At 36.9% G+C, this 25,410-nt stretch carries 19 protein-coding genes; 1 reads left to right on the forward strand and 18 read right to left on the reverse strand.

Annotation, left to right across the window (positions count from 1 at the left end; genetic code table 11):
* The 11 genes from QOS06_RS09400 to QOS06_RS09450 all read right to left on the reverse strand — a co-directional run.
* On the reverse strand, nucleotides 1–1,292 hold a 1,292-nt coding region (locus tag QOS06_RS09400; RefSeq protein WP_283595897.1), incomplete at its 3' end, for a DUF1542 domain-containing protein.
* A 293-nt stretch (nucleotides 1,293–1,585) separates the two neighbouring features.
* Entirely contained in the window at nucleotides 1,586–1,897 is a 312-nt protein-coding gene (locus QOS06_RS09405; RefSeq protein WP_349496571.1) for a YSIRK-type signal peptide-containing protein, read from the reverse strand.
* 16 nt (nucleotides 1,898–1,913) lie between these two features.
* Nucleotides 1,914–2,897 (reverse strand): hypothetical protein, encoded by a 984-nt coding sequence (locus QOS06_RS09410; RefSeq protein WP_283595900.1) that lies wholly within the window; start codon nucleotides 2,895–2,897, stop codon nucleotides 1,914–1,916.
* Between the two features lie 111 nt (nucleotides 2,898–3,008).
* Entirely contained in the window at nucleotides 3,009–3,341 is a 333-nt protein-coding gene (locus tag QOS06_RS09415) for a hypothetical protein (RefSeq protein WP_283595901.1), read from the reverse strand.
* Nucleotides 3,342–4,035: 694 nt separating this feature from the next.
* Complete coding sequence (locus QOS06_RS09420) at nucleotides 4,036–5,256, reverse strand: tyrosine-type recombinase/integrase (RefSeq protein ID WP_233186055.1); 1,221 nt, start codon at nucleotides 5,254–5,256, stop codon at nucleotides 4,036–4,038.
* Nucleotides 5,253–5,453 (reverse strand): DUF3173 family protein, encoded by a 201-nt coding sequence (locus QOS06_RS09425; RefSeq protein WP_078009555.1) that lies wholly within the window; start codon nucleotides 5,451–5,453, stop codon nucleotides 5,253–5,255. Before QOS06_RS09425 ends, QOS06_RS09420 begins: the two co-directional genes overlap by 4 nt.
* A gap of 147 nt (nucleotides 5,454–5,600) precedes the next feature.
* Nucleotides 5,601–6,326, reverse strand: a complete 726-nt coding sequence (locus tag QOS06_RS09430) for a hypothetical protein (RefSeq protein WP_098044557.1) — start codon at nucleotides 6,324–6,326, stop codon at nucleotides 5,601–5,603.
* Nucleotides 6,313–6,888: a hypothetical protein gene (locus QOS06_RS09435; RefSeq protein WP_283595904.1), complete on the reverse strand. Its 576-nt coding sequence runs from the start codon at nucleotides 6,886–6,888 to the stop codon at nucleotides 6,313–6,315. Before QOS06_RS09435 ends, QOS06_RS09430 begins: the two co-directional genes overlap by 14 nt.
* Complete coding sequence (locus QOS06_RS09440; protein WP_283595905.1) at nucleotides 6,872–7,978, reverse strand: relaxase/mobilization nuclease domain-containing protein; 1,107 nt, start codon at nucleotides 7,976–7,978, stop codon at nucleotides 6,872–6,874. Before QOS06_RS09440 ends, QOS06_RS09435 begins: the two co-directional genes overlap by 17 nt.
* A 2-nt stretch (nucleotides 7,979–7,980) precedes the next feature.
* On the reverse strand, nucleotides 7,981–8,526 hold the full coding sequence (locus QOS06_RS09445; protein ID WP_191335077.1) for a MobC family plasmid mobilization relaxosome protein: 546 nt from the start codon (nucleotides 8,524–8,526) through the stop codon (nucleotides 7,981–7,983).
* Between the two features lie 480 nt (nucleotides 8,527–9,006).
* Nucleotides 9,007–11,616 carry a hypothetical protein gene (locus QOS06_RS09450; protein ID WP_283595906.1) on the reverse strand — a complete coding sequence of 870 codons (2,610 nt, stop codon included), beginning with the start codon at nucleotides 11,614–11,616 and terminating at the stop codon, nucleotides 9,007–9,009.
* A 447-nt stretch (nucleotides 11,617–12,063) separates the two neighbouring features.
* On the opposite strand from QOS06_RS09450, the gene QOS06_RS09455 reads away from it, so the two are divergent.
* Complete coding sequence (locus tag QOS06_RS09455; protein WP_283595907.1) at nucleotides 12,064–13,134, forward strand: hypothetical protein; 1,071 nt, start codon at nucleotides 12,064–12,066, stop codon at nucleotides 13,132–13,134.
* Between the two features lie 121 nt (nucleotides 13,135–13,255).
* Here the strand turns inward: QOS06_RS09455 and pglZ are convergent, their stop codons facing one another.
* The 7 genes from pglZ to QOS06_RS09490 all read right to left on the reverse strand — a co-directional run bounded on the left by pglZ (nucleotide 13,256) and on the right by QOS06_RS09490 (nucleotide 25,312).
* A complete protein-coding gene (pglZ, locus tag QOS06_RS09460) occupies nucleotides 13,256–15,763 on the reverse strand; it encodes a BREX-1 system phosphatase PglZ type A (protein WP_273645657.1) in 2,508 nt (835 codons plus the stop codon).
* A 1-nt stretch (nucleotide 15,764) separates the two neighbouring features.
* A complete protein-coding gene (locus tag QOS06_RS09465) occupies nucleotides 15,765–16,169 on the reverse strand; it encodes a type II toxin-antitoxin system death-on-curing family toxin (RefSeq protein WP_283595909.1) in 405 nt (134 codons plus the stop codon).
* Between the two features lie 3 nt (nucleotides 16,170–16,172).
* Nucleotides 16,173–16,433 (reverse strand): AbrB/MazE/SpoVT family DNA-binding domain-containing protein, encoded by a 261-nt coding sequence (locus tag QOS06_RS09470; RefSeq protein WP_225356891.1) that lies wholly within the window; start codon nucleotides 16,431–16,433, stop codon nucleotides 16,173–16,175.
* 472 nt (nucleotides 16,434–16,905) lie between these two features.
* The gene (pglX, locus tag QOS06_RS09475; protein ID WP_283595911.1) at nucleotides 16,906–20,424 is read right to left on the reverse strand and encodes a BREX-1 system adenine-specific DNA-methyltransferase PglX; all 3,519 of its coding nucleotides are present in this window, start codon (nucleotides 20,422–20,424) and stop codon (nucleotides 16,906–16,908) included.
* An 8-nt stretch (nucleotides 20,425–20,432) separates the two neighbouring features.
* On the reverse strand, nucleotides 20,433–24,098 hold the full coding sequence (gene brxC, locus QOS06_RS09480) for a BREX system P-loop protein BrxC (protein ID WP_283595912.1): 3,666 nt from the start codon (nucleotides 24,096–24,098) through the stop codon (nucleotides 20,433–20,435).
* A gap of 24 nt (nucleotides 24,099–24,122) precedes the next feature.
* Nucleotides 24,123–24,713 carry a DUF1788 domain-containing protein gene (locus tag QOS06_RS09485; protein WP_003671434.1) on the reverse strand — a complete coding sequence of 197 codons (591 nt, stop codon included), beginning with the start codon at nucleotides 24,711–24,713 and terminating at the stop codon, nucleotides 24,123–24,125.
* On the reverse strand, nucleotides 24,713–25,312 hold the full coding sequence (locus QOS06_RS09490) for a DUF1819 family protein (RefSeq protein ID WP_283595914.1): 600 nt from the start codon (nucleotides 25,310–25,312) through the stop codon (nucleotides 24,713–24,715). Before QOS06_RS09490 ends, QOS06_RS09485 begins: the two co-directional genes overlap by 1 nt.
* Nucleotides 25,313–25,410: the final 98 nt, after the last annotated feature.

Genomic DNA, 25,410 nt, shown 5'->3' on the forward strand with positions numbered 1-25,410 from the left:
GTTAACTTAGCTTTCTCGTCGTCAGTTAACTTGGTGTTAGCTTTGATGTCATCTAATTTCTTAGTTAAAGCATCATCAATTGCCTTGTTAGCAGCATCTTTAGTTGCAGAAGTATTTTTGACTACATACACATATTCATCGTGATGATCAATAGTATATGTTCCTTTTACAGTATTTGCTTGATTGGTCGCCAAATTATAGTCCGTTGGTAAATTGACATTATAATTATAATTTTCTCCCAATTTACCACTAATCGTATCTGTTGTTACTTCTTTCCCATCTCCCGGCACAAAAAGAGAATTTTTATTCCCAGTTACATCGATATAATGAATTCTAACTTCAGACTTATCTTCACTACCATCCTTTGCATAATAGTAAACAATACCATCATTAGTCGATGTAATTTGATTTATATATGTGTACGATTTTCCATGCGGCGCAAAAAACGAGTAGTGATCGTTAACATTTGGTATGTTCCCCAAGTAACGTGTCGTATTATTAATCGCTTCACCATCATAATACGCAGTAACTCGAACCAACCCTTGAGAGTCAATTACTGTTTGCTTTACAACTACATGTTTATCAAGTCTAAAATCATACGATTCACCCACTTTATATGGGGAGATATATCCTGTGGTATTTGGCGATTTTTTCAATGTATATCCATCAATAGTTGGTGCCTCTCCGGTAATTGTGTATTTCTGATAAGCAACACCTTCAAAAGATTTTGGCACTGCAAGTTCGTCTCCCGTTGCTTGATCAACATAATGAATCGTAGTTGTCACTTTCGTTGGCATTGGAGTCGTCATAAAGCCATTTCCCTTTGAAGCTGGTTCTCCATAAATTCCGGTATTTTGACCATATGCAAAACCAACCACCATGCCATCTATATCATTGCCTTTTTCGACCCCATCAAGACTAATTGAAACACTAGTCCCATCATAATTAGTAAAAATTGGAGCATGAGTAGTTCCACCTGTCCCGCTATACTCAACCTTCTTTGATTCACCAGGTGCTACCACTGCTTCTTGTTTTTTTTTACTATAAGTATGCAAAATTGTTACATATAAATTATTATCATTCAAATTATTTGAGCGGCCCAACAAATAGATAACATGGTAAAGTGGTTCATTATAGTTAGCAGCACCGGCAAAGTAGTATCTCCCGCTCTCATCGGTGGTAGTGTAGGTTTTCAAGATTTCCTTTACTTTTGCTGTTGAAGAGTCCTTATACAAATTCAGGTTATTGTATACCCAGTTATTCGTGGGCTTTTTAGTTATCTCCGTTAACATGGGCTGGGAATCCAGCTTAATGTCTTGGTTTGACATCGGTAAGCTAGTCGAGGCTTCTAGTCGTGCAGCCAGTACTTTAAACTTGGCGGTTATCTTTTGTGTAGCTAGTGTTGTTGCGTCGTTAGTCGGCGTTACTTCAGTATCTTTTTTGTCGACATTGGTAGTATTTTGCGTAGTATCTTGGCCTTGCGGAGTATCTTGGTGATTTGTTGCCTCTTCAGTATCGGTTGTATGTACTTGTTGATTTACCTTTTGGCCATTTGCTTGTTTATCTGTACCAGTAGGCGTTTCCGTTAATGTCTTACCCTGACCTTTATCGGTACTATCTCCACTAGTCTGTGGCGTAGATGTTGTACCTTCTGTTGTACCTTCAGTAACCTTGTCCTTATTGCCCCCTTGAGTCGTGGTACATCATCACTAGGACTAGTAACAGTATCTGCTAATACCGCATGGTTGCCATATAGCATAAAAGTTGTCCCCAACAATACTGATGCTACTCCTACAGATAACTTCCGTATTCCCCAACGTTGCTTCCTTTCGGCATGCTTTTGTTGGTAGAATTGATGATTGTTTTTCGAAACCATATCCGTTCCTCCTAAGCTCATAAAATATATACACTTATCACACTCTTAGTGTATCATATACTTCGTATAAATCTATCATCAAAAAAACGAAAGTTATAACCCAAATATTATTAATTGAACAATTACCTCGCATAGCTAGCAAATATGGATTAGCTTTCACCATATGCTTAATATCATTCTCATATCCACCATAAATAATGGTATTCTTTTCCATATTTTTACTAAATAAGTTCCAATAATTATCACGTGTTTCTGCAATACCTACGTAATTCTGTCCGTATTCGAAGGTTTTTACTATCAATTGATTTTTATCAAGTTCCTTTCGGCTGTTTACAAAATCAAAAATTTGATTCATCTGATCGACTAGTTGTGAATTTCCTAGGTCAGAATAAAAATCTATTCCTAGTTTTCTACCAACTTTATTAATTATTTGCAAACTTTCAATCCAAGAATCAATTTCTTCCTTTTTGGATTTACTAATATCCTGCATATACTTAGTAAAATCCACTTTGTTTCCATCCAACTTAAAAGTAGGTTTATTAATAAATTGGCGCATAATTCTTAAATTAATTAGCTGACTATCTATCTTGTTAGCCTTTTCAGCTTTTAAAATAAGTCTTTGCTCATGCTCCTTCTTGGTCATTACCGTAATTATTAGATGTCCTTCTGCTCCTGTTAAGATATTAATTATTGGAAAATCATCTTCTTTACTCTGCTTAGTAAGCATTTTTGCTGAAAACGAGCCCAGTTCAGCCCCAAAGTTTATGATTTTCTCTTGACCAATTTCCAGCTTCTGAACATTATCAGATGTAAATACACCAATTGGTTCCGGATGATCATCATATATAGCATAGGTAGTTAAGGTCTGATTCTCTAGATTCTTCATTGTCTTAGTAAAGCTTTCAGGATCTAATAAATACGTTGGAATAACTATTCTATCAGGTTTATCGGTTCGCTTGCTTAAGGATCGATAGGTTTTCGTATTATTTAAATCTAAAGCTACTTGTTTAAGAACCTTCATTTACTGATCAGGATTTTGTGGGAATTCAGTTAACGGAATAACTGGATACTTATTATTCGTACTTGATAAAAGTCTCGATATGTATATGCTATTCAGATTCTGGTAAAAGATCTAATTTTCATAAGCATTAGTTGAGCTTTTTATCCAAACAACAAAAAGCAATTGACCTCCAATTCGCTGGTAGCCTTTTAATGTTGAACGATCTAGTTTACGATACTCCTTATTATCTTTCACTTTACTATCGATAGTTGTCTTAACCTGACATCGTATTTCTTGTTCAAAATGACTTTTTGCATAGTGATCATCACTATATAGTAATAACGAGCCATCGGTAAATGGGGTTTTATCATTTTCATAGATATTTTTATCTACTGATGCACAGCCGCTTAACTTTAACTTTAAGATTGCTATGCCATTTTCCTCAATCGATTTAGTATTTTCCACTAATACCCCTACCTTTTTGAATCAATTATACAAAAAAGTATCCGGCTTTTATACCAGGTGCTTTCTTAAGCATTTATAGTTAAAAATATACATAAAAAATCTGCTATAAAACCTATTAGATCAACATATCCAACGATTCTCCAATGTAAAACCACGCACACGTTCTCCTATACACACAGCTGTGTGCATGATATTCTTAAGCAAACAAAAATAGTTCTTGATACATCTTCGTAAAGTGTTGATATATCAGGAACTAATAAGCTATTAGAGTTTGAGAAAGAGTAGTATTTTATTATAGTGAGGACATACTGTTTTTATTAACTGACAAAAATTAATTATAAAGTATCACCTTATAATTTCTAAATAGTTCTCAAGTAAATAATATATAAAGCTATTGAAAAAGGTTATATTATTATCACTAAGAAATTAACAAAAGGGACCACGTAATTTAAATTTACGTAGTCCTTTTGCCGTATTATCTACTACAATTTTTGGTAGACTTTTAGTAGACAACTTGGAATAAACTGCCTTTTCTACCAAATTCGACCCTCTACAAATGCCGTTATCTTAGGCTTCCCTCTTCATATTATCCTATAACATCACTCGTACTCAATAATAGAAATCTAACTAACATGTCAGTTATACCAAGGGTTTGCGCGTTTGTTTACTTTTATGGCAAACAGTTTGGCAAACATCAAACTACTTTACTAAAAGGAATAATTTGATTGCCATTAAATTTAACGTGAGAATGCTTAGCTGGTGTTAAATCCATTGAGCCCACCATCTTATCCGCAATTAATTCATCATTCCGGTCAAACATATGAGCATAGTAACGAAGCGTTACTGCTGGACTACTATGTCCTAATCGCTTAGAAACAGTTAAAACGTCTGCACCTAACTCAGCAATAAGGTAAGAGGCATGGGAATGCCTTAAACCACGTCCATTGATCCCGGGCACACCAGCCAACTTAGCATATTTATGTAGTACATTATTTAAAGTCGATTTAATCATTGGACGATCATCATAAGACAGGACAAACTTCTTAACGCCGTGTGATAATTGAGTCTGTCGCCAATCCTTTAATATCTGCACTAATTCATCATCTAGGGTAATAATTCGTTTTCCTGCTTTTGTTTTTGTATAAGGCTTAATTTGATAATTATCCTTATTCTTATAATACAGAGTATGAAAAATTCGAGCTTTTTGATTAACCAAATCGATATCATTCCAGGTTAAAGCAAAGCCTTCTGAAACTCGTACGCCAGTTCGATAATAGAATATTAACATGACATACAGGCAATATTCGTAAAAGCCCTCTGTACTAATCTGACCTAAGACCTTTTCAAACTCGGCCTTCGTCCAATACTTAGCTACCGCCTTCCCCTTAGGAATCGCCTTTGTTTTCATAGCTACATTAGTTGTGATCAGCCCTAAATGCTCTGCATAACCAAGTGCTTGACGAAATGCCACGTAACAGACATTAGCATAGTCACGTGAGAAGCCTGAATCACTCATTAACCAAGTTCGGTATTCTTCACAATCACGAACACTAATCTGATCCAGAATATGATTATCAAATCGATCCACCGATAACATAATCATTCGTTTATGTGAAGCATAGGTACTGTCTTCAACATCGGCCTTATACTTAGGCAAGAAGTCTTGACGAACAAACTTGCCATAGTTAATACGTCGTAAGTCTTCAGCTTTTCGGTTCATATATTCAACCTTAACTCGCATAGCTTCTGCTTCTGCCGCCTTGGCTGACGTAAACTTCAATCCCTTTTGATCTTTACGGCCTTTCTTAAAATGCTGCTTACCTTCGCTGTCACGTCCCAAAAATACTTGGTAGAAAAAATGCCCGTTCTCATCGACACGGACATATTTATATCCATCAATTTTCATTGACTTCATTGCTTATCGTCCTCCAACTCTGGAAGTGCGATAATTTCAGCAATGGCAGTCGTTGGAACTAAACCAACTCGTTTACCATTATAAAAGGCATAGCCTTGTTTCACAAGATTGCGTTTAGCCTGTCGAATAATTCGCCGGGCTTGATTTTGCGGGTAACCAAGGTTCCGTAAATCTTGATAATCCATCACTTTCTTCATACTATTCATCATCCTTTGGTTAAAGAAAACAATCCAGGGCAATTTACATTTACATTTGTTAGATGGATAATGAGCGTGGTAACAATTTATCTTTGTTATTAAAAGTGACTTTCCAAAGTTGGTAGCTGGGGATAGTCGCTTTTTTGTTTATAATTCAAGCCCATCATCCTTAGTCTTATTCACCGTTGGCTGATTACGTTCCTTAGTTGCTGGAATTGGCTTAGCAATAACTTTTGCTTGTTCATCGGCATTGACACTAATCATTTGATGACGCGTAAGCCGTTGATTAACAAGGTAATTAGAATGCTGCCGCATAGATTGTACTAATGACTTCAAACGTTCAAATTGAGTACTTGAATGTTCGAAACTATCGTCCTCAACGAAAATCTGATCATCTTTTTCACCAATTTCATTACATAGCTGTTGAACATTCGCTTGCTGTTTAAATAGAACTTTTTCATTCTCGTTTGACTTATCCAGTAACTTACGAATCGTTAATAGTTGAAGGGACTTCTTATCACATAAGATAAGTTCACGTACTCGCCGATAAAGTTCACTGAAGGGATCCTTTTCATGATCTAGTGCCCAGAGCTTCACCTGCTCACAAAATGCTACATAGTCATCATTTGACCAACAATCAGCGAACTTTGTTGCAAAACCAGGTACTTGCATTCCTTCACTTGACCACAAATTTTGCATTGAATCAGCAAGCTGGTCAAATGGCCCTTCCAAATACCGCACACTTGTACTCAATTTAAATTTTGCCATTGCGACAGCATCACAGTATTCTTGTGTATTTTCTACATTCAACGGAGAAGCATCTTGTACTTCACCATTAAAACCATTACAGCGATTCTTATTAATCCTTACCATAGATAATCCCTCCAATAATTGATCCAACGCCAACAATAATCTTTACAGGCCACCAGGGCATCACCCCTGCTAGAACAATCCCTGCTAAAATAACTAATGCCGAGTTTGAAAATTTAGTTAGGGCATCCTTCATCACCTTATGTGACTCAGTGACTTCCCGTTTATCTTCTTTAATCGAATTCTTAACTTGGTTAATATAGGTAACCACTTCCCTACTTAGAAGTTGACTGGTTGTAGAGTTAGCCTCTTCGCGCATTACACGTAACAAGTCCTGTCCATCAATATCAACTGGCTGTTGAACCTCATTGATTAACTGTCGCAGCAAATTACTATTGTGATTAATCACAACAACTAGCTTATTAACAACCTGATTCAGCTGTTCGACCTTTGAATGATCAGCACTGGCCATTACTTCGGCTTGTGCTTTTGAAATATTCATACGATCAATCCGTGCTTGCTGACCTTTGAACTTCTGCTCCAGATCGTCATAAGACTTGGTGCGCCCATTATGCCAAGCATCCTTAATTGCTTGATGAGCAATATCACTAACTCCCTGACTCAAGTTCATCTTCTGATTGCTCAGTTCCTTGCTGATGTCGCCCGTCCAATTCTGTAGATCCTGTTTGGTTGCCAGGCTCTTCATCATCTGCTTCAAGTTGTTGCCGTGCGACGTAGGCGTTAAACCTTTGTTGTTGCCTGTTGACTTCATCAAGTCGTTTAGATCGTCCATTGCGTTGTCCATATGCTTCTTCATTATTCGAAGCCTCCTTAGTTTCATCATTCTGCTTTTGTTTAAAATACTTACCTAATCCAAACGGGGTGAACTCTAACCCCATACCACGGGTAGTCTTAACCAGACCGGTCTTCCGATCACGACGCTGATAAAAATCCCGTACCGTTTTCTTCTTACCATTAACAGTAATATGGTATGACCAATCCCCACGTTTGTTTCGCTTTGTCACAGTTACTTCCTTTGACTTCAACAATCCCAAATATTCTTCAATAGACTGTGCTTGGTCACGTGCCCACCGAAGTGTCTCTTTCAAGGCTGCTTGCCAACCCTTAGGCTTAACTACCTTTCCCGGTCTAGTTTTATCAAAAGGATTGACGTAAACATGACCCGTTATTTCTAAATAGTGTTCTTTCAGGTAATTGTTCCATTCATGGCGTAATCGACTAACGCTAAATTTGTTAGTTCGAACACATTTTCCATCGGGTCGTACACTATTAATCAGAATATGGCAGTGTAACTTATGTCCCTCTTGTCCATCAGCCTGAATGGCAGAAACCCATTGCGTATCAGGGAAGAACTCGGTCATAAAGCCACTAACAAGTTGGTTGATTTGATTAACTTCATCCTTAACACGTTCAGGATTATCAGTCGGCATTTCACGATCTGAAAATGAACAAATTATATGTTGGGCCTGTTGTCGTTTCCGTCGATTTGCTGCCTGTCGTCTTACCAACTTGAACTGTTGATTTAGAAAGTAGCCGCTTTGTGCTGGATATGGTTGACCACGTGGCCCCCATAGATATACATGGGAACCATTTACGCCTAAGACACGATGAGCAGAACCATCATGGGCTGGTTCATCAAATAGATATTTCAACCGTCCGTAAGCATTAGTAATATAATTACTCTTAACGTACATTCTTAATCACCGTCCTTAAATTTTTCCCTGATAAGTTGTGACAGTTGCATAACCGCTTTAATTAACGTCTGCAACTCATCGCTACTTACTTGACTACCTTGATTAGCTCTGTGGGCTAACTGATTTATGTTGACCCCAATTCTATTTAAGTAATACACGATTGAATTCCACTGAATCAGTGCAAGCTGTTTCAACTTATCGTGTTGTTCCAACCGAAGTACGTAAGCTTTAATCGTCGCTGGCATTACATACTTAGCTAATAGTTCTGGACTATCCTTTAGGTGATCGAATCGCCATTTATCAAGTTGCTTGGCAGTCCTAAAATCAGGTAGTTCTTTCATCAAGCTTTGCACCGCTAAGTGATAGTTCCATTCCGCCTTTAGTCCACGGAGTAATACTTTACTCATCGGCTCATCACCCACTACTGCTTGCAATTTTTCGAAGTCAGCTTGTGGAATTCGTAGCAGGTATGGATGCTTCTTCTCAGGTACTCGACGGTGCAAATTAATCTGCTGTTTCCGCTTAACCAATTGACCATCATTTAACATCAAATCACTCCTTTCTACGTTGCAATTCTGGCCGTTAATTGGTGCCAAAAGCACCAATTAAATTGCTAATATTCACGTCGTCAACAAGGCCCTTTTGGTCCTCTAGTTTCCTTGCTCATGTGAATTAACTACACGTGTCAATTCACCAGCAATGGTGACCAGAAAAGCAACGGGCAAGTAGTTACCTAGTGATATCACTAGGCCTACTTGGCAAAGAGAACGTTGTTCCCCCTGCACCTCTATAATTAAGAACTAAGTTTGCCAATTTGGTTCTTAATAATTTCCTTTGGGCCTTCATTTGTAGTGAAACAAACGAAGCAAAACTCAGCAACCTAAGTCACCCATTTTGGGCCCTGATTAGGTTGGATTTCATCTTCTCTTTTGTGTCGCAAAGAGAACCAGAACACGACCTACTTTAATGGTTAAAGTAGGCAAATCCCCACCGCTTACCCGCCACATTTATTAGGCACTCATTCATTACTAACTTGTTAAAATTCGGGCAACCTTGTTACTTTTACTCATCTCAAAGTAGTCATCATCATCCTGAATATAAGTGATTGTATTAAGATGCATAACTACATCAGTTGCTCGATGCGTTTTAAGTAAGTTCATCGCTTTATTACTCAATTTCACAATGATCCATTCATCACCATAGCCACGTCGAATTGGCACAAAATAGCCACGCATCAAAGCTGTGAATTGGTTTAAATTAGGTTGAAAATTAGGATCTTTCCCAACGAATTCTGGCCATAACTCATACCGCAACTTATTTAAAGTCGTCAACATATTAGTAGCTAGCGAAAGTGACGTATTGTTACTATATGAACCTTGATAATTTGAGTTACCATTCTGTTGCTTCTCATCAGAAAGATAAGCTTGCCCATTTTGGAAATAAACACCAAAATTAGCATGACGCTCCAAAAAACCTTTTGAACTATCAAGAATGGCATTAGGATCTTGTCGAAAGATTGTCTTTGCTTTTTCTTGAAGGTCTCTAATCATTTTGACAACGGCTCTAACAATCCGTTCCATATCCTGGTCAGATAAATCTTCATTAATCACGACGTTGAAGATATGATCCGATTCTCGCGTATAAACATAGTCATAATTTTTAATAGCACGGCCACCTGGTCGGAAATTGATGATTGAAACAATTACCTCAGTTCCTTTACCATCATTAGTTGGTATCATGTGAATGTTGATAGGTAGTCGTCTTAATAGCTGACTAAGTTGAGAAAGATAAATCTGACCTGCCTCTGGATCCTTTGTTTTAAGATTCCAAGATCGTTTATCATACTCGGCTTGCTCCAAATAACCTAACTTGGTAACTCCAGGTGCATAGTGAAGAACATCGCGTACATAACCGGAAATTCCATCAGCATAAACATTCGTCATTACTAAGAGATTTAGATTCCAAGGGCTGGTATTGTGAAAACGACTAGAAACTCGCGGAATCTTGTGCGGATCCAGCATATCCTTAAGGGCACTCCATTCAATTGAAGACGGTGAAACTTCATCAATAACAGCTGCAGCTTGATCTTGGTAATCTTGCCAGTAATCAACGGTTTTACCTTTGTCCTCAGCTGCGGTCATATAAGGTGTACGACCTTTTTCCAGATATTGGCATAGTCGACTCGCCAGATACGATTTACCAATTCCTCCCTGAGCTGCTGTAATGAAAATCGTGCTCATATTACGATCAGCATTAATGTCATTGATGGTAGACTCACGCTGATCATTCATTACTGCTGTTAAACGCTTAATAAAGTCCTGATCAGCAATTAAGCCAGCAGCGTCACCATCATCAAAAGCACCATGTAAGGCATTTTTCCAATCAGTCACTTGCATTTGACCTGAGTAGATCCATTCCATTAGTTGATCTAAAATTAACTTCTTTGATCGTTTGCTAAAGTTCATTTTCCCAGCTCCCTTTGTACCAAGACTCCTCAATTTAGATAGCTGGTGTCCAGAGAAGACACGATCACCATCGTTACGTCCTACCAACCTAGCAGTATGGTGTGCCAGGTTGTAAGGACTATGAAGATTCCGAACAATTGCCGCATTAATACCACTAGCAACTATTTCATCATCATATACGCCTGCGATACTGGAGTACGATTGACCCGGATCATCGGGTAACCAACTAATCACTTCATTAATTGCATATGGCGTCTTTTGATCACGCTTTGCCTTCGCACTTTGATGAACAAGATACTGTAATGAAGAAATATAATGTTTGGTCACCACATAGTTCTGCATAGCGCCTTGAAGTGTTCCAAGAAATGCTTCGATCCGTTTATTTCGCTGATCACCAATTTGCTCAATCCATTGGAAGGCCTTTGTCAAATCATCAAAGTTATATCCCATTAGCTCCATCATCCGATACCGAGTTCGACGCGTCGGCATATCAACCACTAGATGACTATGTGCTTCTTTATGTTCAATCTCTCCGTTCCGTAAATTTTCTTCGTCATCACGGGTATGATTACTTAAAAAAGCAGCAAAGTGACGATCCCGATTTGGATTTCGGCAACAAATCTTTTGAAGTCCATCAACGTGTTGTGCTACCCAACCAGTGAATCCATCCAGAATCGGATGACCGTTTGCATCACGTTTAATAACATTACCATTATCATCCCAAGCTGAACCATAGTCTTCACAACCCTTACCAACAAAGCGATCATCGCCAACTAACTTATCGCCGGCCCGAATTAAGTTACCGCCCTCATCCATCACCATACGGTCTAGTTCACCGAAACGATTCAACGGTAACTGAACCGCATGTTCTTCATACACTGGACTGTATTTAGGATTGGACTGTTCCTTTATTCTGGGATTACAAACAGTGAAAAGCCAATGGATCGAAATGTTCCAAGTCCGTGAGGCTTCACCAAGTAAATCCAGTATCTTACCAGCTTTAATTGCCAAATCAATATTGTCTTCGCTATATTGATTATTAACCTTGAGAGATGGTAAGGCCTTAAGAATGACTCGGTACAAGTCTCGACTAGAATGGGAGTATCGCTTCAAATAATCCGAAGCCTTAGCATATCGTTCTTCGATACTTTCCGGCTTCTTGTCATCCGACATTATCCCTCACCCTTTCTGGGTAACCGTTCAAAGACTAGTGATAAGGGCTTTTAACCACTATCCTTCTACTTACTACCCTGTGATTATCATTAGCCCTATAAATGATCAACAATCATTGATTTTATGCACCTTTAACGCTAACCCATGTATTTTCGGCATCTGTCATGAAAGCTGACCTGACAGCTATCATGGCTGCTGCCGTTGACGGAGCTCGGCAACGGCGTATGCACGCCGTAAGTACCGTGATATCAAAGTTTATTATTAACTTTATTCGTTAACTATTGACCATCATTACTTACAAATGGCACTACGTTATTAGTAAATGCTAAAATTTAATTGTTGATATCAAAATTTAAACGGCCGCTTTCCTTTTGACATTTTTATTGTCACTCATAAGTCCTATTAAAAATACGGACACTTTTTTGCGTTCAAGAATGGAGTGTTATTATGTACAAATACAAAGAAATCCAGCCCCAAACGTACTTGGAGTTGGATAATGGTAAAATATATTGTTCAATTGAAGAAATACTAAGAATCATCAATTTCCCCGCAGAAGGAAATTTTAAGAACGGTATTTCTAAATCTCGTCTAAATAAATTATTAGCAAATGCTAACATTACTTGGCAGCATATAGACCGTCAACATACCATGCTTTTAATAAATACAATCAATGGATCTCCAGAAGACCTTCACGCTGCTTCCCTATCTACACTTTCAGTATTGGATAGTGAGAGCATTGCAAAACTGCTTAACGTAGTCTCATCGTTAAAGCCAACTAAAAATGGCACCAATAACTTATACGAAGAAGAAGAATGGGGGGTTATTAGTCCCAAGAATGATAATATGGATCTTTACTATAGTATGGATAGAATCACATATGATATACAAGGGCATCTCTCCTCAGGACATAAGTCTTCCAGTTCAATAAGCATTAACCAAAAGAGTGTACTAAAGATGGCCAGAAAATTTGCTAAACAAGCTCCAGACTACTATAAGCTAATAACAGTACCATCTAATAAAATAGATTTTAATAGTAGTAAAATCCATGCTAACACTACTGAATCTTATGCTAATCTTGATTTGCATGATAAACTAATTGTTCACTACAAGCATTTAAAAGGGATTTCACTAAAACGTGAGATGGAAAATCTCGACTCCATATTACATCCTTTAGAACCCGTATCATTATATATTCGCCGTAATTTAAGCGAAGTTATTAATGGTAATAGTGATGCCTTTTCCGTCACACTCAACGACGCAGATGTTCGCGCTATTGATAGAAGTATCAGTCGCAAGTACAAACGTACTAAGGAATATGTTTTCAACCGTTTCGAGCACTTCGATAAAGAAATTAATCACCGTAACGCCGATATTAATAAGTACAATCAGATGCGTGAGTCACTAAGAAATTTTTTAAACAGTGATTACTATAATAATGTTATTGGTGCGAGTTTTAAGAAGCCGTTTTTTAAAGGCAGTTTAAAACGGCAAATAGAGGATATAATCAATATATTCTAAAAAGCTTCCCTTCGGTGCTTACCTTATTTCCAATCAAATTACCAAACAAACCAAAAAATCCCCCACAGCCCTAAATCCTACTAGCCGTTAGGAGATTTCCATACTCTTGTTATTAACTGATTTAATCATTTATCAGGTTCATTTGATAGTGGTATCTAGGATTAGTAATCGATCCCTTATCCGGATCAATAACTAGATAGTAATCTTCACTCCGATCATATTGTCGATTTTGTATTACGATATCTGCTGATAATGGTTGATTAATCTCTGCATCTGTTCGATTAGCGTTAATAGTAGCAACATTTGAAATTACCTGTCCAAATTGATTCATGAAGTAGATGTTAAATTTACGAGGCCTTATCAAGTCACTAATTGGTTCGACTTGATTGAATTTCAACGTCATCCTTAGGGCATTAATACTATGTTGAGTAGCTGCTAATCTTATTTCGGCAAACTCGGCCTTTGATCTTGACGAGTTCATTCTCATATCTAATACAGGAATTACCATTTCCTGTAATGATGATCCGCCGTGTACATAATTTTTACCACCTTGGGACTTAAAAACATTCACAGTAGCAGGGTAATAAACATTCGTTTGATCATTATTTGTCAGACTAATGCCCAGTTTCACTGACATAACCCCAGGAATATTCGAAAGGTCATCTGGTGTCATCAAATAGCGCGGTGATATTTTACCATTATAATCACTTGCTGGAATATCAATTTTACTTTGTTCCTCCACTGACGCTTCACGGTAGATAAAGCCATGATCAGCAGTCACGATAATATGCGATACGCTATTTGTTCTTAATACTTGAATAGCTCTTCTTATCTCATCAATTGCTTGATCAGTCGCCCTAAAAGTCTCGTCTTCCGTTTTTAAATTATCGCCAATTGCATCAACCTGATTGTGATACACATAGATAACATTTTTGTTAGCAATCATGGTCTTAATTTCCTTACTGGTAGCTTTTAGAATATCGTCCAGTTTTAATAGGTCATTATTTTTATCCCATAATTGTAAAATTTTACGGCGATTATCAGCATTATTAGCCATATGACCATCTACCAGCACATTATCCTTTTGCCACTCCAGCTTATGGTGGGGCAGGAGTGAAGGCATCCCCATATAAGTAACGGATGGTAATCCGGTCAGTAGATAGTTCATTTTACTTGTAATCCTATCATCATTAGCTATCTGAGCTTGAAGCTCACGTGCTGCTTCATATCGAAAGGCATCTGAAATAATCACCACAATCCGCTCATTAGCACCATGAACAAAGTTCCTATAGAAGTTTTGTTCCCGCTGATTAGATTCAACATCTTGAAGTTGGAAAGTAGTATTCCATTCACGAACAGACTGATCTAATATCTGATCGTTGTAATAATCATCAACCATACGCTTAATGTCTTCATATTTGTGACGCTTATCTTCGGAAATACGTCGGTAATTAGTCACCAAGTAGCGGTAATGAGTATCAACTTCAAAAACTTTATTTATATAATCATTAAGCATTTCATGCCAGTCATCATAGAATCGTGGTCGATACTTCAACACATGATAAGTCTCTTTTAAAAAGTTGAATTCCGGATTAAACGCATTTACTCCTCCGGTTACTTGATCGATTACACCGATAGTCTCATCACCATCAGTGACAGTACCATCCGCATTAAAATTGGCTCTGACTCTTTCTAAGAGCAATTCGTCAATCTGTTTTATACCGTCAACTCTTAATAAATCTTGAACGTTTTCATCTTTTAGGTAAGTACCTAGCTTAAGTTCATTCCATGCCGTTCCCGTTAAATTCTGGTATAGTTCTTGGTATTTACGAGAATCACTAAAGCGCTTCATGAAAACTTGCACGTTCGAATAATTTTCAAAAGGTTGGGCTAATAAATCTGATGGAATTTTTTCTTCTAATTGACTATAGACGCTTGTAACGAAAGCACCATCGAACAGTCCCTTTAAGCTCCTAACATTACTGCAGCCAAAATATTTATCGTATATCTGCCAAAATAATGGCAAAACATCATATTTACTGAATGATCGAATAATCTTGTTATTAGATTCGTCCATTCCTCCTTTGAAGACTGCCATCAATAGTAAATTTTCATCAAACTGATCTAAGCCAGCTAAATTAGATAAGATCATTAATTCAGGATGATTTATTAATCTTGACTCAAAATTTTGAATATATGTTTGACGCCTGGACTTAGCCCGAAAATATTTTAAATATTTTTTGACAAAATTCCTTTTTGAATTATCAAAGTTTAATTGCTCAGCCAATTGTTCAAACACTATATCGCTAGCCTTAGCACTAAATACATGGCCATAACGCTCCATATCAGCAAAATAATCAAATTGTAGCTGAGGCCTTTTTGCTTTTACATAAACTAAAAAACTACGGTCCTGATTCTTTTTATCCAGTAGTTTTCGCTTGATTTTAAACTGTTCCTTCGCACCAACGGTCTGTAATTCAGCAGCTAAATTATCTTTTAAATACTGATTGTCTTCAGTTACATCATCTGCAAATTCACCATCAGGATCATACCAAAATACATACTGATATCCTTGGTCAAAATAATGATTAATTTCTTTAACTATTTTGTCTAACTTTAATTGCATCATACTACTCACTCTTGTTTTTAATTTGATGATTTTTCAAATATCTTGCTACTTTTAACATGACCTCCTCTGAGTCAGGAGAATTAGTAACATCTAAGACCATTTGTCCAGCTTCAATGCCATGAAATTTTACATTAATATTGTTTAGCAGAAGAAACACTTTCGTTGCTTCTAATGCTGTTCGTTTATTACCATCAGCAAAAACATGTTTTTTAGTAAGCTTTTGTAGGTAATACGCTGCCTTCAACCAAACTGTTGGATAGGCTTCCCGGCCAAAGAAAGTTTGCTGAGGAGCTTCAACAATACCATTTAGCCCGTTCGGATCTAAAACCTGAATCATACCTTCCCCTGCATACTGAATTATTTGGCGGTTAATTTCCATAATTTCTTCTTCAGTCAAATAATTCATTTTTTACTTATCCTTTAAAAAGTCCAAAGCTTCTTGATCATCCTTCATACTCTTATTTAAGAGTTCTTCAAAGCGGTCATGAAACCCGTTTGTTTCTTTAATAGGTTTAATAACCACGCTGCCATCTTGTTGATTAACCGTAACATCAATTGGGTCATTAACCTTTAATCCAGCAGCTTTCATAATATCTTTGCTTAATCGCACAGCACTAGAATTACCAGTCTTAAAAATTTTAGTCGGTGACTTGATAGCCAATCTAAACACCTCTATTCGTTTTATCAATATATACAATCAGATTATACCGTATATACAAATAATTGAGTAGTTATTTTTTAAGATTCACAAGTGCCGATGAATTTACTCTACTCTTCCAAAGAATCCCCATCCGTCGCATTTCCGTTTTTACCCTAGCGTATATACTATCAGCTAAATTTCTCTAATCGAGTAGGAGGTAATTGATTAGTTCAATTACCGGACTCTCACACCATCGTACGTACGGTTCCGTATACGGCGGTTCGACAACTTAATCACTTTGAACTGCCTGGGGCGGCTTGGACATATCTATTAGTCCAAGGTGCTCCAAGTTTTCTATTAGTTAGAGAATAGCTCAAAGTCTTGCTGTGTGCAGTTTACCAGTAACCTTTGCGGGTACCAGCGAAGATATATGCTGGGCGCACTATTAAAACCGGAGATGTCAGACCCCATCCCCGGTTTGTTCAATTAATTTAACAATGTTCTACAATTTAGAGAATAACTTTTCGTTCCCTTGAACTTTAGCATGGTTAACAACGACACCATCATCTAAGTTAATGGAAACCTGAGCTAATGCTTGGTGTTGAAGTGCTTCATCATATTTAATAACCTCAGTTACCTTTTTATTTAGCTTAACTGTATCTTTACGATACTGATTCTTCTCACGTGCTGTCGAGGACTTAGTTTCCTGTTCATCGTTAAATTTAATAGTGTTACTGTATGCAGCTTGCAAGTCGTGCAAGTAGTTACGAGCTATCGCCAATTCGTCCTTATTATATCGATGTAAGTACATCAAAGCCTTAAAGCCATCGTTACGACCGCTACTAAACTGCCAGTAAATAGGACGCTTATGATACATCTTATCATGATCCTTATAAAAATCGTTAAGGAAGTAGTTACGAATGATCTGTTCATCACTTTCACCTCGTTTAGACTTTTTAGGATCAAGTGTTTTAGCAATAAAGTGCAAATTATCATTTAAAGACTGAGAATCAAACGCAACGCGTAAGAACTCCTTCAAGCGATTGATGATATCTCTGTCATCCCCAAAGTAATCACGATCTGTTAGCAAGATTAGATTATCCTGGTTAGGCTTAAAGCTGGTATATGCCGATTCATTCCAATCACCACCTGCATACGCTAATCCTGGTTCATTTAGAGAATAACGACCGAATACACATCCAATGAAGTATGATAATAATTCCTTAATAACAGAAAGCACATTTTTCAGTACTATAGATACATCATCATCATTTTCTCTAGGATCAAGATCGCTAAAACTATATAAATCGATGTATTTTGCGTTTATTAACTCTTCAAGCTTCTTTAAGTGATTATGATTATTTTGGTTATTGCTTATAACATCAGAACAACCATCTTCAAGATTACCTGAATCATTGTCCAATAGCAGTAATGGGATCTTATTAAAATCATAAGAAGTTTCGTAGCTATCCCAATCTTGCTTTGCCAATTGAATGCTTCTTTTTACTAGATTTTTTGTGCTTTGATCTGCTTCTTTATAAGGTAAATCACCTATAGTGCCTGGTTGAATATTCATAGTAGGATTTAATAAATTAACATAAATATTTCCTACCTTACTACACAAAAGGCCCAAAATACCATAAATATCATTAGCAAAAAGTTTAGAACCCGCATTATCAAATATATGTCCAATAGATGTGTATCTTACTGAAAGATTACCGGAAGTTAATGCAGACCAAGTAATGCCTGGCTTAAATATAAAGTCTAGGTTGTAGTTATGGGATCTTATTTTCCCATTACTATTTTTGAAATTCCTAATTTCATAGCCATCATTATACCAATCAACAATCAATTCATTATTTCCATACCATTTTCTAAATGAACCGCCCTTATCATATGGAAACCATTTCTTATGGGAATTTTTTGCTTCCTCTCTTGAAGAAGCGTTAAACATAATGCTATGAAAATTAACTTCAAACCAGTATCTAACAAATTTAGTATTAGATGCAGTAGCCATTCCTAATCTTGTATTACTAACATCTTTTAATTTTTTATTATCAAATCCGTTAATCACATCAATAGGAGTCCAATAAGCTATGGGAGAACCAGGGATCTTATTAAAGTTATCCTGATCAGTATGGTATAGATAATCACTGTTAGGATTATCTATAGCTTTAATAACCTTGTCTCTTTGTACATCCATTCCTCCTTTAAAATTGGATAAACGAATGTAGGTGCCGATAGTATCTTCATGTGTTTTCTTTAGAACAAAGCTATCAATTGGAACTGTGGCTTCTTCATACGCAGAATACTCCATTTGGATCAAGCTATCTATCTTAACATGATTGATAATTATCCTTCTAAGGGGCTCATATGTCTTAATAAACATCCATACAAACGGTGTCATAAAGCCAGCATACCCATTATTAGATAATAATTCTTGATTATGGTATACGAATACTGTAAATAGATCCTTAGAATAATCATGATAATGATTATTTAGATACTTCTTAAGTGTTTTATCAAATTTGTTTAGATATGGTGGATTCGTTACTACTACTTCATACTTAGAAGTCAGTAACTTCATCAAATTAAGCGCTTGTAAGGCATTATCCTTGGCCCTATTAATACCATCAATATCCAAGTCTTCAACCGGCTCAATTGAGTTTACTGTTGCCATTAATTTATCCCAATCATGATGACTGTTAATCTGCATAATTGACCCATATTCAGTTGCATTAGAAAAATCCGCCATAGTTTCTTTTAATTCGTCAGCAATCTGTTGTGGCAACCTATCATAAAATACACTCGGCAATACTAAATCCTTAAAGAGATATAGATTGAGATGGATATCTCGCTTAAATATTCGTCGGTCATACTGCCGGGCTTTCATCATTACAGCAAAATAGGCCAGCTGGTAAGCTCGCTTGTCAATTTCAAAGCCATACAGATTATTCTCAAGAATAAGAAGGACCGCCTCACGAGAGGAGTATCCCTCCTCTTGATACATCTTCATAAACACGTCAAAGGCATATATTAAAACATGGCCTGAACCCATGGCATTATCCAGGAACTTGTATTCAATAAGCTGCTTGCCATTCTGCACCAATTCCATTTTTGCGGGCAATAAGTATTTAAGATCACCTTTAATACTACTTTGGGGATGACGTTCTAAATAGTACTTGCCAAGGGAATTATCAACCATGTATTTGACTACCCAGTCTGTTGTAAATAACTGAGTAGCTGCAGGAATATCGGCTTTTTTTACTGCTTTTTTCCCTGTAATGTTAACGACCTGATCGTGCAATTCAGAAATATAGTATTGGTATAACCAGCCAATAATGGACACCTGGCCAGACTTCGATACATCAAAGTCTTCTTCTGGAATTTCATCAACTAGTTCTTTAATAACTCCATTGCTGTAGTTAGGTACAAACAATAATTTCATATAGTCAGAAGTTTTTTCAAATAATCCTGGTAACAAATTTGATAATTCATCTGTCTGCTTGATAAAAAGCATCCTGAATACCTTATCCAATTGAGTAGGATTATGACTTGTCAAAGCCTCCGTTACTTGTGCGCGTTCTTCATCGCTATAACCGCCCAAATCATCCTCAATTTCCAAAGCATGGGTTACCATATCCGGTTCACCCCGGCCCTCTTCACTTGAAAGAACCCGTGTCCTACTAGGTAGGTAATCATTTACCTCCATAAAACGGATGGCAATAATCCGGTTGAACCATGTATAAGCAACTTCATCGATAAATTGATTCAGTTTTTCATCCCATTCCTGGTTGGTATCCTGTTTAATTCGACTAACTATTTGCTTACGCCAGTCAATCGCCTTCCCCTTTAATGGGAAGTGTTCATTAGTATAGTACTTAACAGCTGCGGTGGAAATTGATAGCTCATTGGCTATTCCTGTTTTATCAATCCCAAAGTTTGCCAATCGTTGCCGAATACTATCTATTAATTCTTTACGTGCATTAACAGCAAAATTCTTTATCTTTGTCTTATCCATTTTCTACCCTACTTAAAATCAACATTCACAATATCGTTTAAATCTATTTCACGTTGTAAGGACTGCTTTAACTGGTTAATATAGCTATCCAAATCACTATCACTAGTAATTCGCCATGCTTGTACTTCAAGATCACTAATCTTAATTGTCTTTACCCGTTTAGTATGAACTACTTCATGGGGGATGCTTTCAACCGGATGAGGCCGCTCACTAGAATCATGTTTCGTTGCTTGTTCTGCCAACTCTTGCTTACGGCGTAAATCTCGAGCAATTTGTTGACTAGTTTCATCAATTTTTCGTTGTAGCTGATCGGCGTCACGTTTCAGCAACTGGATTTGGTCATTTAATTCAGTGTACTTGCCATCATTACTCTTTCGCTCAGCAATTTGATTATCTTTTGTAATTCTATCCTGAATCCGCTGCTGAAGTTTGTTAGCAGTTTGCTCTGGAAAATTAGCGTCTGCTAAACGTTGTTTCAGCAATTGCGAGTAATTTTCACTCTTGTCCTGGTATTGACGATACAACTCATCAACTAAATCATTAAATTGGGTAGCAAAATTCTGATTCAAGGCTTCTAGTTGAGGAATGACCCGACTAATATTTTGCTTCTTAAGGCTTTCCTTAATGGTTTGTGCAGTTTTATGAACAGCATTATCAGAATCAATAAATCCCTTTGCTAGGTTATATCTATCCATGTAGTCCAACGATCTCCGCCAAACCGATTTCTGAGTATCAGAATGATAGAAATCAGAGATACCATTATCATCCATGTCTTCTAACCAATCTTCTAACTCATCTAAGTGTTTATCAATCAAGCCATATGTTCGTTCACTATTATTGCCTGAATTAGCGATTGGATTTAACAATTCTACTCCTTGATCGATTAAGGCTTTTCCTGGGCCCTGAGGGAAGGCATCGAAGTCATTTAGTTCATTGATTTTTTCTTCAGTAGTGGTAACAATTTTAGCTGCCAACTGCTCAGTCGAATTATTATCGGCAAGAATGCTACGCCTTTGTAAAATATCCTTCACAAAATCACGTGCAGCTTTCCTCTGTTTTTCTGAAACTTCCCGGACAATTTGCAAGGTCAACTTTCTTACTTGCTGTTTTTTCGTTAAGTAGCTAGTAATTAATTGAGCATTATTAACCGCATCGCCAATAGAAATCGGAGCATTATTAAATGCTAATTTAAGCTTACCGTCTTTAAACGCCTTCGCTACCAACCAAGCAATATCTTCGTCATTATAGCCAAACGGAATTTCATTAAAGTGATCACGGATGTTTTCCATCGACAGTGCTTGCATCCCCTGATTAGTTTTCATCATCAGGTAATCAATCACTGCCTGAACAGCTTGTTGATTATCATCAATTATCGTATTGACCTCTTCACCGGTACCTTTTAACAAGTGAAGTACGTCTTTTTCATCCTTAATCGCGGTCAAATAGCTCAAGTTGCGGTAACTAGAATCAATAACTTCTTGGTAAGCATTACTTAACCGGCTTGTAATATCGGTATTATCATCCAGAATGTCATTCATGACGTAGATAGTAGAATTATTTAAATCATTTAAGAGGGCTCTATCGGCAGCTTTTTCCAGCTTCTTTCGCTCATCCATTTTGCCTAAACGGATAGCACCTTCTTGATTATCAAGGTTTCCAGCAGACTTTTGAATGTATTGTTCAATCTGCCCGGCACGGCGAAAATTAGAGATGTAGCTGTTGTTGTCTGGTAGGACAAGCACAACAGTACTGCCACTTTGAGCAGTCATACGATATTGCTCTTCACCAGATGGGTTTAGCGGCGTAACGATCCGTAAACTTTGATTATTATTAGATCTCCCGTATGCTGATCCATCAATATAAATATTAAAGTTAAATACATATTGGTTACCCATATGCTTTGGCACATAACGATCACTCAGGTACTTGTCACCAATTAGATATCCACCAATTTTATTAATGATGTAGGTATCATCAACTTCGTAACTATTAATTGCTTCGTTGACATCCTGTTCTTTATCAGTTAAAAATTCATATGTTTCGACATTCAACTGAACGTATTTTTGAGAAATTAAAAGTTCCAATGCCTTTTTTACCTTAGACGTTAGGTCTTCACGATCAGTAAAAATCCCATCAATCAATAACGTGGTAATATTTTCTAATGTTGCGGGGAAATTATCAAGATATTTAACCATGAACAGAATTTCAAGAACTTGCATAGCTAAAGTATCATGATTCCCATTTGGGCAAACGGCATCGTTACTCTCAGCATTGGTAAATACTACTTGATGATCATGACTTAAGAATTCATACATTCCCCTAAAAAAAGCAGAAAAGGGCACTAAGCGACCAACTTTATCATCTTCATAGGTAACCGTTGCTGCCTGAAAAGTAGCAAGCAAAGAACGCTCGCCATCTGACATATGCTTACCTTCTGCCCCATGTTTTCTGACTGCTCCTAATACATCCTTAAGAAGGTCAAACTGATAGGGAATGAACGGATAATTCGTAATAAAGTCATTATCGTCTGCATATTTCTTACGACTGACCTGATCACTAAAATTAATCTTATTATTAATGTTGTAATGATTTTCTTCAAAAATCGCTGCTAACTGATCACTTGCCATTGGCTTCTTAGCCAATAATCGTTTCTGAATAACTTCATTGGCATTAGCGGATGACATGTTAATCATTGTGTTAAAACGTCCCTGAATCTTTGAAAGGTCTTCACGCTTTTGATTAGTAAAGTTAGCAGTAACCTCATCAATTTGTTGCTGGGAAGTTACTACAACCCATGCTTGGCCAGCACATTGTGTTTGAAGTTGTTCAACAATGGTTTGTAGGTTTAACATCCGGTCCCCATTATCGCCGATGAACTGTCCTACTTCATCGGCCAAAAAGATAATATGATGATTATTGCCCTTCTTATCAAGGTACTTCTTAACCATTCCCGCAAACTCTTCAGGATTAATCGTGAAGTTTCCCATATTAGATAAATAATCGGCAGCATTACCTTCAGTCATCGATCCGGATTGCACTAAGGCTTCTTTAACACTATTTTTGATAAAACTAAAACTATTACGAACATCAACCCAGTGACTGCCAGAAGCTTTGTAAAAAGCGTCCTTAAACGCCTGATACTGACCATGATCATCTAGCCAACGTTCTAGATTAGCCACAGACGGATTAGAATCATATCCCAGTTTTTCATTAAAGACTCGAAGAAAAACAGTGAGAATAGCCGACTTATCTGCCGCTGCATTAGCATCCGCTTTAGCATCAATGTTAAATAAGACAACATCGGTCGGAACTTGCTCTGATTGTTCAATTAGCTGAATAGTGTCCGGATCCTTAATTTTGCTATCATCCCTGAAATAATCAATTGGCCGCTTCCCAGCCACCATAGAATTGTCTAGTAGGTAAGACAAGATCTTAAGGAAATGAGATTTACCGGATCCAAAGAAACCGCTAATCCAAACACCAGTTGCATCAGTTGGCCGATTAATACTATTCACATAAGCCGAAAAGAATCTTTTAAAGTGAGACTGAAGTTCATCAGTTACCACGTATTCTTCGAGCTCTTGTTTTTTTATGGTTTCAGCTTCTTGGCCAATCTTAATGACCCCACGAATATTTCGATTAATGTCTTTTGCAAAAATATCTTTAATAATCATTGTTTTCTCCTAAATTATTAATTACTAGATTAAAAATGCACGATAATAATTTTGGTCGTTAGCTTCACCAAAAATTTGTAAATTTTGTTCATTATACTTACCGGGATAAAACATCACAACTGGGTTTTTATCCAACACTTGATGCATTGTATTTAACACTTTGTGCGCCCTAATCAGCGGGTAAACCTTCCCAACACCAGTTATGAAAATCACACAATGCTGATTATCAACGTGGTCCTGTACGTACATAACAACATCATTGTTGTTTTCATCCATCCGCATCAAGCTATTAATTTGCTGAGCTACTTGATCGATCCCACTTTGCTTTTCCATTTCAGCTAAAATCCGAAATGGATCATCATCTGCTATCCCTTTTAATTTATGAATACTATCCAGCATAATGTCATACAAATCAAATACTTTTAGGTTAATTTTCATTGCTGTTTTAGACTTAGTAAGATCATCTAAATTTGCACGCACCCTAGGTGTATCTGCAACATTATATGGGTAAATATAATACCCAACTTCATTTGATAACCCTTGATTACGTTGAAAATCAGGTTTCTGAATTTTCTGTATCAATTTTTCAAAATGTACTTGCTCCTCTTTATACATCAGTTTTGCCCTCCTAATGCAGTTAACTCCTTATTTAAGTGGTCTTGCTTCATCAATTTAGCTAGGTGAATATCAATAAATGGTTGAAGGACAATATCAATATTCTTTTCACGTTTTAACAACCCCGCATCACGTAAAATGGTTTTTAAGCTACCTCGAACCCTTTTGGATGTTTCATCTGTCCACTTAGCAATTTGTTCACTTTCCATTTGTTTTCTAGTAATGAACTCAATCATTTCACGTTCTTCCAGAACCTTGTCTCCTAAAATAATTTCATTGCGATAAACCTCATACACAAATTCATTTAATAATCGATTAGTTAACATCATCGATAACAAAGCTACTAGTTTTTGATTGTTGACATCCAAAAATTCAAACTGATTAATTATATTTTCAGGTAAGATTTTTAAACGTTTAGTTAAATTTCGTGATGCTCGTTTAGCACGATCACGTGATGGCATTTCTAAGACATTATTATTATCGCTAGCCTGTTTAATATCATCAAGTGTGTTACCTTCTTGATACATAGAAACACATAATTTAAATTCACTGAACCACAACGCGTATGAAGTGATTCCAGCATTGTAATTTTGTATCATCCTACTTCTCCTCAATTATTTAAATAAAAAAGTCCTCAAGTAACATTACACGATCATCACGCGTATTTATACCTGAGGACTAATACGTCAGTCAAACT

Origin of the sequence: Limosilactobacillus sp. DJ3M12, from assembly GCF_947381695.1 — a bacterium.
Taxonomy (GTDB): Bacteria; Bacillota; Bacilli; order Lactobacillales; family Lactobacillaceae; genus Limosilactobacillus; species Limosilactobacillus kinnaridis.

What these genes read in the sequence shown, in the direction of transcription:
- QOS06_RS09405 (WP_349496571.1), bottom strand. Translation starts at nt 1,897, where the DNA reads ATGAGCTTAGGAGGAACGGATATGGTTTCGAAAAACAATCATCAATTC.
- QOS06_RS09410 (WP_283595900.1), bottom strand. Translation starts at nt 2,897, where the DNA reads ATGAAGGTTCTTAAACAAGTAGCTTTAGATTTAAATAATACGAAAACC.
- QOS06_RS09420 (WP_233186055.1), bottom strand. Translation starts at nt 5,256, where the DNA reads ATGAAGTCAATGAAAATTGATGGATATAAATATGTCCGTGTCGATGAG.
- QOS06_RS09425 (WP_078009555.1), bottom strand. Translation starts at nt 5,453, where the DNA reads ATGAAGAAAGTGATGGATTATCAAGATTTACGGAACCTTGGTTACCCG.
- QOS06_RS09430 (WP_098044557.1), bottom strand. Translation starts at nt 6,326, where the DNA reads ATGGTAAGGATTAATAAGAATCGCTGTAATGGTTTTAATGGTGAAGTA.
- QOS06_RS09440 (WP_283595905.1), bottom strand. Translation starts at nt 7,978, where the DNA reads ATGTACGTTAAGAGTAATTATATTACTAATGCTTACGGACGGTTGAAA.
- QOS06_RS09445 (WP_191335077.1), bottom strand. Translation starts at nt 8,526, where the DNA reads ATGTTAAATGATGGTCAATTGGTTAAGCGGAAACAGCAGATTAATTTG.
- QOS06_RS09450 (WP_283595906.1), bottom strand. Translation starts at nt 11,616, where the DNA reads ATGTCGGATGACAAGAAGCCGGAAAGTATCGAAGAACGATATGCTAAG.
- QOS06_RS09455 (WP_283595907.1), top strand. Translation starts at nt 12,064, where the DNA reads ATGTACAAATACAAAGAAATCCAGCCCCAAACGTACTTGGAGTTGGAT.
- pglZ (WP_273645657.1), bottom strand. Translation starts at nt 15,763, where the DNA reads ATGATGCAATTAAAGTTAGACAAAATAGTTAAAGAAATTAATCATTAT.
- QOS06_RS09465 (WP_283595909.1), bottom strand. Translation starts at nt 16,169, where the DNA reads ATGAATTATTTGACTGAAGAAGAAATTATGGAAATTAACCGCCAAATA.
- pglX (WP_283595911.1), bottom strand. Translation starts at nt 20,424, where the DNA reads ATGGATAAGACAAAGATAAAGAATTTTGCTGTTAATGCACGTAAAGAA.
- brxC (WP_283595912.1), bottom strand. Translation starts at nt 24,098, where the DNA reads ATGATTATTAAAGATATTTTTGCAAAAGACATTAATCGAAATATTCGT.
- QOS06_RS09485 (WP_003671434.1), bottom strand. Translation starts at nt 24,713, where the DNA reads ATGTATAAAGAGGAGCAAGTACATTTTGAAAAATTGATACAGAAAATT.
- QOS06_RS09490 (WP_283595914.1), bottom strand. Translation starts at nt 25,312, where the DNA reads ATGATACAAAATTACAATGCTGGAATCACTTCATACGCGTTGTGGTTC.